We start from the raw sequence: 12,449 nt of genomic DNA on the forward strand, positions 1-12,449 counted from the left end.
ATATTGAAAACCCAGACCTTTTGTGATCTTATTTGTTTTTTCTAAGAACAGTAATAGGATACAAGAGGCCTGGAATGGATAAGTTAGTCGAATTATTCTGTATTGTCGATGATTTTTGTCAAAAGTTTTTACCAATCTTTGAGCAGCAACTTATAAATATTTCAGGCAAAGTCAGGAAGAAACCCTGTAGCCTGTCTATGTCCGAAATAATGACGATAGTGATACACTACCACCAATCCAATTATCGAAACTTCAAAAGCTATTATTCTTATGTTTTGCAGAAAGATTTACGTCCCTATTTCCCAAAACTGGTCAGCTATAGCAGAATGACTGAGCTGATGCCATCTTGTATAGTGCCATTAACGGCATTTTGCCACAATCAATCAAAGACTCTAACTGGCATTTATTTCGTAGACTCAACCCCTATTGAGGTCTGCCACGTTAAAAGAGCGCAACAGAATAAAACATTTAAGGGGTTAGCGGAGAAGTCCAAATCAACTATGGGATGGTATTTTGGTTTTAAACTTCATTTGGTGGCCAATGATAAAGGTGAGCTAATGGCTTTTAAAATAACCTCAAGCCGAACAGATGACCGAACGGTTGTGCCCGATTTAAGTAAAAATCTGTTGGGTAAAATGATTGGAGATAAGGGATATATTTCCCAAAATCTGACCGAGAAACTTGCTGAAAGAGGCTTGCAACTACTGACCAAAGTCAGAAAAAATATGAAGCAAAAAGTGCTCGATGCCTTTGACAAAGTCCTGTTGAGAAAAAGAGCCATTGTTGAATCTGTTATTGACCAATTAAAAAATATTTCAAATATCGAACACTCAAGGCATCGTTCTGTCTTTAATTTTATGGTCAATATCTTGGCTGGTTTGGCAGCTTATGCACTTAAGCCAAAGAAACCTTCCTTGAATATTGAAAAAACATTCATGGCTGTCGTTTGACCAGTTATATCGAATTCACGTTAAAATCACCATGATGCGTAAGGTGGATGGTGTACCCGTGCCATTACCTACAAAGTTAACCGCAGGTGATATTGTAGCTTTAGCCGGTGATTATTACACTGAGGCCGGTTGGGGATTTGATTTGGAAATTCCCGAAGAAAATTATCCTGATGAGCAAACCCGAAAAATTTTCCACCAAAAAATAGAAAACCACGAATACCGTGCTTTTCGTAAAGCCTATGAGAATCTGGCTTCCCCAGACGTCACCGCTAAAGCCGTTGAACGTATCTACTCTATTGAAAAAAACAAATACATCCCGAGTCTTCTTAAGCAGCTTATTTATGCCTTTACCGTGAAGGGATATGGTAATAAACTGACCAATAATGAAGCTCATTTTTCTCCCTGGTCCGTGCGAGCATATATCGTTGGCCATACTTCTGCCCTGCGCATGGCTAAGTTCGCTCATGTGTGCGAGCAAATGTCTGAAGAAGAGCCAATTAACCCCGAAGATCAACGCATTAAAGAAAAAATTGAGCACGTTTTCAATAAAATAAATCAACAGCCTGCAAAATATCAATTTTCTGATAGCGAAAAATATGGACAGCCACCACATTTGAATAAAAAAGCCATACTTAAGGAATTATCAGCTCGCTACCATGCCATGGCAGTAGCCAGAGATTTATTTGCCATGCATTTTTATTCCGATCATTTTGCTGGAGGACACCTCGATCGCATCGGAACATTACGGCAAACCATGCCGAAAAAATTTGGCACCTGGGGCAGTGTTTTAATCAATAACATGCATAATGAAGATAATACTGACAGCGTCAGTGTCACGGATCCTTACCAACCGGAGAAAAAAGGTACAGGCGAAAAAGAAGGTGATGCCTTTAGCATGATTCGGGAAGATTCTCAGGCTTACGGTGATGGAACCTATTTTAAACGAGAGAATAATCAGAATGCCGATATGCTGGTGAACGGCATGGATAACTCTTTAGGTGATATCGCAAGATTAATGAACACCGGTAAAAGACCAGAGCCTACCAACTACGGAGGCCTCGCCTTTTTACCCGCCATTGATTTAAATAAACCCCAAAACCAACCTTTATTAATTCAAGGAAAGGACGGACAAGTCTATTTTCGCTCCGATATCAGCCGTATTAAAGTCCTATCACCTGATGAATATAAACAGTTACTGGAAAAACCGGAAGAGAATGGATATGAAAAACTCACCAAATTTAAAGCATTTGCGCTTGTTTTTAAATTAAGGGTCATTAGTTTTCTAACCGGTGGCCGTTTTTATTCCCCAAAAGTAGATAAGCGTAATGCAGAGCAAGAAAAAATAGCTGAGAAAGATAAATTAGAACAAAGCCCCTATGCACTAGATTCCGGTAAGAAAAAAACCACGAGGACACTATTCCTATACCAACCCATCCAAAATCAGAGGCTCCTAAGATAAGAGGGAATCATTTCTCATTTCATACACCCTCATCTTTATCGCGGGGTAAAGAATTTGATAAAAACGTAACGCTTTCAAAATCTTATTCAGGATAATTTTAACCATATCTATCTTTATCAATTGATGAGAGTGACACCGCGCAACATTATAAGTAAGATAAAGAACTTATTAAGTTCACACTGTATCTGGAGAACATCATGGCAAAGGACAATGCCTATCAACAAACACGCCATCATTTTCAACAATGGCAAGACCAACTAAAAAGCTCACTTTTAGCAAAAAACTCTTCTTTAATGCATACTTTTAACCATTATTTCGCAGGACAACCGGAGTTTGTTCAAAGCCTGGCGGATTTTGCTTCTGAAGTTTCTATCCATCTGGAACCTGTGGTAATGGACAATAACCTTGATGTCAATCTTCCTCATGTCGAGCATTATAATGCCATTGGAGAAAGAAACGATCGGGTCATTCATCATCCTTCTTATATCAAGGCAGGCGATATTATCTATGGCTGCAATCTGATGCACTTTTTGCGAACGCCTGGGCAAATGCTTAAAACTTTAAGCCTCTTTTTATTGTCCTCTCATGCTGGAGAAGCTGGACATAATTGTCCTATTGCCTGCTCAGCGGGGATTATCAGACTCCTCAACAAATACCCTGACATAAAGCATAAAGAGAAATACCTTGATAAATTGACCACTCCTTCCTTTAAGGATAATTTTACTGGTGCCCAGTTTATAACGGAAATTCAAGGTGGCTCGGATGTAGGAGCTAATATCACCCAGGCTTATCAGGATGAAAATCAGCAATGGCGAATTAAAGGAGAGAAATGGTTCTGCTCCAATGCGAATGCTGAGCTTGTCTTGCTGACGGCGCGTTTTGATGAAAACATTTCCGGAACGAAAGGCCTGGGATTGTTCCTGGTACCCGACCAACTGGACAACGGCCAGAGCAATCATTATCGAATCAGACGCTTAAAGCAGAAAATCGGAACACGTTCAATGGCCACAGGAGAAATCGACTTTGAAGATGCGAAAGCCTATTTAATCGGGGAACCCAAAGATGGCATTCATCTGGTGATGGAAAACGTGTTACATGTTTCTCGAATTTTTAATGCCTTTTCGGTGTTAGGTATGGCGAGGCGCGCTTATCAAACAGCCTATTATTATGCCTTGAACAGACAGGCTTTTCAGCACCCTATCATTGAATATCCTTTAGTAAAAGAACGACTGGCGCATATTAAGGCGGAAAATACGGCGATGTTGGCCAGTGTTTTTCATATGGCCCATTGTCAGGATAAACTGGATCAGCAAAACCACCCCGAAGCGTCAGAAAAACTGTTGCTTCGAATTTTGGCTAATTTAAATAAATATTTTACCGCTATGCGCTCAGTTGAAAATATTCATCATTGTCTTGATGTACTTGCCGGCAACGGTACTATTGAAACTTTTTCTTCCCTGCCTCGCTTGCTTCGTGACTGTATTGTATGTGAAAACTGGGAAGGTACGCACTTTGTCTTATGGATGCAAATCGTTAAAGATATCAATAAATTTCAAGTGGATGAAATTTTCCTCCATCATATAGATGAATTATTGTCACAAATCCTAGATAAGGATGAACAACATTATTTTTATAAAAACAAACAACAACTGGAAAAAGAATTCAATACCTTCAAATCATTAAATCTGCAAGAACAAAGCCTGAAAATACAATTTATCGTGAAAAAAATGATTACATTGTTATCGGCTATAACTTTGATATTAGAGCTACAACACGGCGAACATCCTGTAAGCAAGAAAGCGTCCCTGATTTTATTTATACGTAAGTATCTGAATCCTGAATATCATGCAGAAGAAAATTATCCTGGTTTGCTGGAGAAAGTTTTAGGATAAATAAATGTATTTTTGATTGAAAACAAACTTATTTTCAGGGCGATTTCATCAAAGTTCAAAAATTCATCATTGAGAATGAGCTAAATTGTAGGGATATGTTTTATTAATCTGGCAAATTAAAATAAAAAATGTTAAAAATCAGGCGCCTACGTTGGTCGACGTAGATTATAAAAATCTTAAGAAGGAGCCTGATTGTGTTAGAAAGTACGCGTAAATTTGGAAAAAATCAATATTTGTTTCATTGTTTTCTGTCCATCCGCGATCCACGAGTTGGAGGTCGTTGCACGTATTCACTTTTAACGATACTGATTATTGTTTTATGCGGATTAATATGTGGCTGTGACAGTTGGAAAGCCATGGAGATTTTTGCCAGGTCGCGCAAGCGCTGGTTAAGCCAATTTATTGATGTCAGTGAAGGTCTTCCGAGCCACCACACATTGGCGCGGGTATTTTCTCTGATTGACCCTTTAGAATTTGAGCGTTGTTTAAGTTCGTGGATAGAAGAAATCAGTCAATTTTTTATGGATGAGCTGATTGCGATTGATGGTAAGACGAGTCGCGGCTCCTCTTATCAAAGGGGCAATAAGAAGGCGACCCATCTGGTGAATGCTTACTCCCCACGCTTATCCGTGACCCTTGGCAGCACGGTTACACCTGACAAGTCTAATGAAATAAAGGGGATACCTATACTATTAAAGGCGCTCAGTATCAAAGATAAGGTGATAACGATTGATGCAATGGGAACGCAAAAGGGAATTGCCAATTTAATACGTCTCAAACAAGCTCATTATGTGCTTGCTTTAAAAAAGAATCATAAACGCATGCACCGAAAGGTGGATAACCTCTTTCAAAAAGCGGATTCCTTAAATTACAAGGCCATGGTTTTCCAACAAAAAGACACCAATAATTATGACCACAGCCGTTTTGAAGAAAGAACATACACCGTATTACCAGCCATGTACCTTCCTTCCTGCGGTCAACAATGGAAAGATTTAAGCGCCTATATCCGTGTGCAATCCACGCGGCATCTACCCACAGGAGACATTGAAACGGCTACACGTTACTACATGACATCCCTCCCTTATAAAAAACACAACTTAATGCGTCAGGCAATTCGCGACCATTGGAAAATAGAAAATGGCTTGCACTACAAGTTAGATGTCGGGATGAATGAAGACCAATGTCCGATATATCGTGGATGCGCTGATATAAATTTAAGCATTATGCGTAAAATAGTCCTTAAATTATTAACCCAGGATACTTCAAACCAAGATGGCATCGCTTTAAAACGAATGAAAGCTGCCCTTTCTACTCAATATTTGAAAAAAGTGATTGGATTTTGAACTTTGATGAAATCGCCCTGACTTATTTCTTTGTACGGGACAATTTTTTAAAAGCAATTCTCCATTGGCTTAATATCAATACAGCTTAAGTATTTAAGGAACAAATTAGAATTGATTTTAAAATTGGTTAAAAAATCACGCAAGGTATCAAGACCCAGCCTAAAGAACGAATTTTGAGGTCTTTTTTGATGACGTAATTTTTTAAGAGGGATTGGTCTTAGCCGAGCTCTCCCCTCCCCAATTTTATGAGCCCATACGAAACCAATAGCAAGAAGAGCAATAAGTTTTTCAATCCGACTTTGATCGACTATATGGGTTTCTTCAAACCGCCATCCACGAGATTTTAAGGCACAAAAAAGCGTTTCAATTTCCCAGCGGCGCAAATAGCATGCAATAGCATTTTTGGGGTTTTTATTGGTCACTACAATCATCAGTTCATCACGTGAATTTTTGCTCCCAGCCAAATAGAGAGGCTGCCCAAAGACATGGACCCGCATACCAAATACCTGTTGTTGAAAGGGAGCAAGATGTGAGAAAAGTTGTGCCGAAGTTTTAAATTTCTTTTTACCGATACAGACATCCATATTGCCCTTAATTCGTAAATAGAAAGGGATATTTTCTTCAACGAGCCAGGCTATAAGCGCTTTATTAGGAAATTCACGGTCGGCTAGAACACCTTGAATAGGTTCTTTACCAAAAAGGGCGATAAAGCGAGAAATAAGATTGATTTGTTCTTTTGCAGTGGTCGTGCCTGCTTTATCCAAGAGCGTCCAAAACAAGGGGATAGCGAGACCTTCATAACAAACTGATAACATAAAAATATTGATTTTTGCCTTTCCCCAGAACCAATTGGTTCTGTCTATCGCAAGATAGACTGATTGCGATTGCGAAAAAAATAATAAATAAATCCAGCGAGAAATCGGTTCAAAGGGAAAGGTAAATCCAGAAAAAAATCGTTTTACTCGTTTATAACGTGATTCGATTAAGGCTTCACCTGGCATTGCCACTGCAATTTCACTTAGATTTACACTGCGTACCATAAATAAAGCTAATAACATTTGTCCAAAACAATCCAATCGAGACTTGTGCCAAGATAATTGTTGACCTAAAATTTCCACCAACTCGCTGATATATTTCATATTACATCCTTTTTTAGACGAAATGATTATATGAAATACTTTTAAAATCAGCGAGTTATTTCTAACCCCCCCTCCCTCACCATTATTTTTTTATGATTTTTTGTCCCGTACAAAGGACTTATTTTGTTCTATCTGCACATTTAATAAATCCTTAAGATTATTTTTTTATTATTGACTGCGTTAAAAATAAATTAAGGAGTTAATTGTGTCATTTAGAGCAGACTTAACGGTTAAAGATGGTGTTCATATATTTTTAGTGGTGGTAAGAAATCAAATCAATATAAATTTTCAATTGAGTGATATTCCATCAAAAGAAGAGACTCCTTATCATATAAGAGAAAATTTCAATCACTTATTGCAGCATTTTCATTTAAATAAAGAAGCAAACCTCGTCAGAGGGGAAGATCCAGAGCACATAAAACGTCATCATATTATTGCTGAAGAAGCGCGAATACCACATACACACGTTGGTTTTAGCGAAGACGTAACTCCAGAGATGTTGGAGGAGTTTTTTAAAGGCATTCTTCTAGCGCAAAAAGATCATACTGATGAAGATGAATATCAATTCCTTGATAAGGAAACCATACAGCATATCCTTATGGCATATCGTGAATTTTATACAGATTTTGTCGATAGTAATATACAAAAACAGTTTTTAGAAGAACGAAAATTAACCCAATCCGAAAAACAAAGTTTGGTACGCCATTCTCAATCCTTTTTCGCAGGAACTCTGACCAGTTCGGATAAAAAAGAACTTAAAGAGTGCGGTATTCGTCTTCCCAACCAATCTGCGCCGGAAAACTTAACACTATTGTCATTATCTCTATTGCCGAATATGTTGATGCAATTGCTTGCTTCTCAAAATGATGAGGCGGATGTAGACCTGGAAAATAAAGATAATGAATTAAATATTCGTGGATCTTTCCTATAAGATCCGCCTTGACCCAATGACAAGCCTGTTGAATCCCACACAGGCTTGCTATTACAAATTCATTCAATGAATATCATTTGTAAGCTACGACAGTCGGGAATAAGTGCGCTTTGTCATATATAAATCTTATTTGACGAAAACCAACGGATTCCAGTTGGGATCGTGTTTGTTCTGTAGAGCGAAAACACTGCCATTTGGCATTAATGATATCTGCAAAAAGGATTTTTTGTAATAACAGCGCGTTTTCATCGATTTGAGACATTTCCCATTCACAGTGCTCACTAAGGGTGGGTGGTGGTGTCAGGAAACTGGTGACCAGCTTTCCACCCTCCTTCAAAGCTTGATGGAAAAGTCCATATAAAGCCAGGACTTTCTTGTCATTTGGCTCATAGATGGTCAAACCATTACTGGAAATCAAATCAAAACGATTGCTGATGTTTAAATCCCATGCGTTCAACTGATGCAATTCAACAAAAGGAAGCAAAGACCGCTTTTTAGCAAGCTCATGTGCATCTTTGAGAGTTTCTCCGTCATAATCAAAGCCGACAAGATGAATGTTTTGAACCAAATGGTAATCCAGATACAAAAGTTCACCCATCATGTGTAGTAGTTCAAACTTGATCTGACAGTTACCGGTTTTTCAGAAGTGTCTGTCAGGTCAAATTCAGCCTATCAATTTTTCCTTCCAGATTTGTTTGCCATCAATCAATGTTTGCATTGGAGTACGTCCACAGCACATTTTGCCTTGATGGGTGCGCTCATTATTATAATAATGAAGCCATACGTCCAGATCTTTTTGCAGTTCATCCATGTCATCGTAAACTTTCTTACGGAATGTGATTTGATAAAACTCCTGCAAAATCGTTTTGTGGAAACGCTCACAAATACCGTTTGTTTGCGGTGATTGTGCTTTAGTTTTCGTGTGATCAATGTTGTTAATAGCTAAATAAAGCTGATAGTCATGCTGTTCTACTTTCCCACAATACTCTGTACCCCGGTCAGTTAAAACACGCAGCATAGGTAACTGCTGCTGCTCAAAGAACGGCAAGACCTTGTCGTTAAGGAGATCTGCTGATGTAATAGGCGTTTTTGTTGTATAGAGCTTGGCAAATGCCACTTTGCTATAAGTATCAACAAAAGTCTGCTGATAAATGCGGCCAACTCCTTTGATAGTTCCCACATAGAATGTATCTTGGGAACCAAGATAGCCAGGATGTGCTGTTTCAATTTCGCCGCAAGCCTCATCATCAAACTTCTTCTTCTCCAAAGCTGCAATTTGTGCTTCTGTGAGAATAATGCCCTCTGATGCTACTTTGGCTTCAAGTGCCTTCAAACGGTCTTTAAAGTTAGCTAAATTATGCCTAAGCCAGACGCTGCGAACGCCACTAGGGGATACAAAAATCCCTTTCTTACGCAACTCATTACTGGTGCGTAGTTGACCATGAGCTGGATATTCTATGGCGTACTCTTTTACCGCTTGCTCTATAGAATCGTCAACACGGTTCTTGTGATTAGGTTGCCTTCGTGACTTATCAAATAAGGCATCTACCCCACCAGATTCTACCGCTGATTTATAACGATAGAAGGTGTCTCGTGATAAACCCATTACCTTACAGGCTTTCGATACATTGCCTAATTCTTCAGCTAAATTTAGTAAGCCAACTTTGTGTTTAATAATTTTAACGTTATTATCTATCATGAGAGTTTTCCTTTTGGTTTTGTTAAAGTTTGCACTTCTATCAAAACCGGAAACTCTCACCTTTTCAAGTGGTTATGTCAGATTAAGTCGAAACTAATTCACATCATGCCGCAAGGAATACAGGCAAGCTGTGCCTTCTCAGCCACCTTTTCCTGATTTTCCTGAAGAAAAATTTTAAATCGCTGTTGTGTGGCCAGCATGGTGGGGGCTTTTTCAAGAATAAATTGCTCAAGTTCAGTTAATGTTCGCTGCTCCCCCTGTATATCATTTTTTAAAGAGCGAAAGGGATGCATCAGCATGTAATGTGTCCAATAACCGTTGATCCCCTGATTTTTTAATAAGAAACGACCAAAATCAAAGGTACTTAATTGCTGCAATAAATCAAGCTGCTGCTTCACACTGATCTGAGGTTTATCTCCCTGCCCTTGTATTCTTTTTGCTATTTTATTCATCACATCTTCGATGGACTCCTCTGATGCATGATGTGAAATTAACTGTTTTGAATCGATGGTGCTCATTATAATCCTCTGAACCTTTGCCAAAGTGAAAGCTAGCAAAAGTCAATGTGACGTTCAATGAAAAAATTAATGCCAAACCACAGCCTTATGATTTTCTTTAACCGTATTTTTTATAGCTTCATCATATTCCGATTCCACCGTCCGCCGTTTAACCTTTAAGGTTGGTGTCAAAAAATTGTTGTCGATGGACCATTCATCACTGATCACCAAAACATGGCTGATTTTCTCATAGCTGCGTAACTTACTGTTCACACTGCGCATGCGTTTTTTGAAAGACTCCTTGACATCTTCTTTATCTGCTTTTTTTCCTTCTTCACTCAAATTTACCAGCATGATATTATGCGGTAATTCTTTACCCACCAGACAAAGATGCTCTATAAAATCACTTGCACCAAATGCTTTTTCTATAGGAACAGGATTAATGAACTCTCCTTTCTGATTTTTAAAGACTTCCGATAATCTTCCTAAAATTTTTACACGATTTTTTTCATCAATTTCGACTATATCACCTGTCTTCAGCCACCCATCTTCCGTAAAGGTCTCTTTACTCTTTTCTTCATCCTTAAAATAGCCTTTCATCAGACAGTCTGAGCGCATCAGTAATTCTTTTTCCTCGCCTAGCTTAATTTCAACACCAAGTCTCGGAGAGCCCACATATCCTTTGCGATTGTTTTCCAGTTCTGAAAAAGTCGCATAGGCCATATTTTCAGTTTGGCCGTAACCTTCCTGAATAATGATATCCAGTTTTTCGAAAAAATCTGCAATTTCTGTTGGTAGATGCGAAGCGCCTGAAAAACAGTTCGTGCATTCTTTTAATCCGAGTTGTGAACGTATTTTCTTTTTTATCAAGCTCGAAAGCAGAGGAATTTTTAATAAAATATTGAGTTTTTTTGCGGGTATCTTTTGTTCAATCTTATGTTTAAACACCCCCCAGATTCGTGGGACAGCAGTAAATAAAGTCGGTTGGACCTCTCGCAGGTTATCGGCGAATTTTTCCAGGCTTTCAACAAATGAAACTGTGCAGGAAATCGTTAAGCTGCCCAACTGAATAGCCGAGCGTTCATATACATGAGCCAAAGGTAGATAAGACAACAGACGGTAATGCTCAACATCAGATATCCGTTTAATATCCTCACAATACAGAGCAAGATAATTGGCGACAAGCTGATGGGTATACATAGCACCTTTTGGTGTAGCTGATGTTCCGGAAGAGTAAATAATGGTATATAAATCATCTGGTTGTGGAGGTATTATATCCTTCAACGGCTCACTGGCAAGAATGTCCCTCCATTGATAATCCACAGATAAGTCTTCATGATATCCAAAGCTGACCGTTTTATAAGAATCTGGGATATAACGTCTTATCTGTTGTGGATTATCCAGTTTACCGACAAAAACCAGCTTCACTTCACCATGATGAAGAATGTATTCAATGTTCTCCTGGTTCTGATTGGAAAAGAGCGGGATATTAACCATTCCTGCCAAAGCAATCCCATAATCGGCAATAAACCACTCCGCACAATTTTTAGAAATAATAGCAACATGATCGCCACGTTTTAAGCCTTTCTCGGATAAAAAAGCAGCAACCTGCCGTGCTTTTTGCATTACCTCTTTCCAGGTCAATTCATACCAATGACCTTCATAAGGTTGCCTCAGATAAATTTCCTCCCCTCTTTCACGTTCATTTTTCAGCAATAAATGGCAAACAGAATATTCCATGTTGGTCGTATTCATCGGTTATCCTTAAACGAAAAAACGATATATTTTAACCATAGCAAAAAAACCGACAAAAATCAGTCTATTAGCATAATCATTGTATGAGATAATGCATCCTTTTTCCTGGAGAAAAACTCTGCGGAATATTCTTTTGCTTGCTATGCTTATTTTATAACCCTGTAATCTTATGGAGAAGATGCTGATGAGCCTTAATGGAAAAATATCATCGATATTCTGGAGAGGATTTTTAACGTTATTGCCTCTCTATCTGACGTTATATTTTCTAATCTGGCTGCTTTCCAGCATTGAAACCACGTTCAGCAAACCCTTAATCCTTTTTATAGGCGAGTATTATTTTCCTGGTCTCGGGCTTTTTACCGCTTTTCTTTTTATCTTGTTTATCGGATTAATAATGAAAATGTATGTAGCTCAGGCCATTAATAAACTGGTGAACAGCATTCTCAACAAGTTGCCCTTAGTAGGAGAAATTTATAATTCCATTCAAAATTTAACTAAATATTTGTCCTCTTCGGATAAAATCGAAGGTAAGGAAGCCGTGATGGTTCATGTAGAAAGCATGGATCTTAAATTAATTGGAATTGTCACACGCAAAGATTTTGAGGATGCGCCTGAGGGAATTGGCAATGCCAAGATGGTATCGGTTTATTTGCCCATGAGTTACCAGATTGGAGGTTTTACCGTCTACGTTCCCAAAAAGTCGATAACAACCATTAACATGACACAGAACGAAGCCTTAAAATGGGTGTTTTTTGGCGGCATTAAAAACGAAGAAAAAAAATGA

General features: G+C 38.5%; 10 protein-coding genes and 1 pseudogene. 6 read left to right on the forward strand and 5 right to left on the reverse strand.

Annotated elements, in window-relative coordinates; translation table 11 throughout:
* The first annotated feature begins 74 nt into the window (after positions 1-74).
* The 4 genes from E4T55_RS02085 (at position 75) to E4T55_RS02100 (ending at position 5,644) form a co-directional block, all read left to right on the forward strand.
* A complete protein-coding gene (locus tag E4T55_RS02085) occupies positions 75-950 on the forward strand; it encodes an IS982 family transposase (RefSeq protein WP_115325251.1) in 876 nt (291 codons plus the stop codon).
* A complete protein-coding gene (locus E4T55_RS02090; RefSeq protein WP_115325253.1) occupies positions 922-2,409 on the forward strand; it encodes a hypothetical protein in 1,488 nt (495 codons plus the stop codon). The genes E4T55_RS02085 and E4T55_RS02090 overlap by 29 nt, the downstream gene beginning before the upstream one ends.
* 197 nt (positions 2,410-2,606) lie before the next feature.
* Positions 2,607-4,301: an acyl-CoA dehydrogenase family protein gene (locus E4T55_RS02095; RefSeq protein ID WP_058501781.1), complete on the forward strand. Its 1,695-nt coding sequence runs from the start codon at positions 2,607-2,609 to the stop codon at positions 4,299-4,301.
* Between the two features lie 194 nt (positions 4,302-4,495).
* Positions 4,496-5,644, forward strand: coding sequence for an ISAs1 family transposase (locus E4T55_RS02100; RefSeq protein ID WP_115325254.1), 1,149 nt, complete (start codon positions 4,496-4,498; stop codon positions 5,642-5,644).
* A gap of 47 nt (positions 5,645-5,691) precedes the next feature.
* Here the strand turns inward: E4T55_RS02100 and E4T55_RS02105 are convergent, their stop codons facing one another.
* The gene (locus E4T55_RS02105; RefSeq protein WP_115325255.1) at positions 5,692-6,783 is read right to left on the reverse strand and encodes an IS4 family transposase; all 1,092 of its coding nucleotides are present in this window, start codon (positions 6,781-6,783) and stop codon (positions 5,692-5,694) included.
* 205 nt (positions 6,784-6,988) lie between these two features.
* Here E4T55_RS02105 and E4T55_RS02110 point away from each other — a divergent pair, with 205 nt between their 5' ends.
* On the forward strand, positions 6,989-7,714 hold the full coding sequence (locus E4T55_RS02110) for a hypothetical protein (RefSeq protein ID WP_058502508.1): 726 nt from the start codon (positions 6,989-6,991) through the stop codon (positions 7,712-7,714).
* 73 nt (positions 7,715-7,787) lie between these two features.
* Here the strand turns inward: E4T55_RS02110 and E4T55_RS02115 are convergent, their stop codons facing one another.
* From E4T55_RS02115 to E4T55_RS02130, 4 genes and pseudogenes are all read right to left on the reverse strand, one after another.
* Positions 7,788-8,315: a class I SAM-dependent methyltransferase gene (locus E4T55_RS02115; RefSeq protein ID WP_058502507.1), complete on the reverse strand. Its 528-nt coding sequence runs from the start codon at positions 8,313-8,315 to the stop codon at positions 7,788-7,790.
* Positions 8,312-9,413: pseudogene (locus tag E4T55_RS02120) on the reverse strand (IS481 family transposase). The gene E4T55_RS02115 and the pseudogene E4T55_RS02120 overlap by 4 nt, the downstream one beginning before the upstream one ends.
* Positions 9,414-9,511: 98 nt before the next feature.
* Positions 9,512-9,931: a hypothetical protein gene (locus E4T55_RS02125; protein ID WP_058501136.1), complete on the reverse strand. Its 420-nt coding sequence runs from the start codon at positions 9,929-9,931 to the stop codon at positions 9,512-9,514.
* Between the two features lie 66 nt (positions 9,932-9,997).
* Positions 9,998-11,665 carry an AMP-binding protein gene (locus E4T55_RS02130; RefSeq protein WP_058501137.1) on the reverse strand — a complete coding sequence of 556 codons (1,668 nt, stop codon included), beginning with the start codon at positions 11,663-11,665 and terminating at the stop codon, positions 9,998-10,000.
* 184 nt (positions 11,666-11,849) lie between these two features.
* On the opposite strand from E4T55_RS02130, the gene E4T55_RS02135 reads away from it, so the two are divergent.
* Positions 11,850-12,449 carry a DUF502 domain-containing protein gene (locus tag E4T55_RS02135; protein WP_058501138.1) on the forward strand — a complete coding sequence of 200 codons (600 nt, stop codon included), beginning with the start codon at positions 11,850-11,852 and terminating at the stop codon, positions 12,447-12,449.

The organism is Legionella israelensis, from assembly GCF_004571175.1.
GTDB lineage: Bacteria > Pseudomonadota > Gammaproteobacteria > Legionellales > Legionellaceae > Legionella_D > Legionella_D israelensis.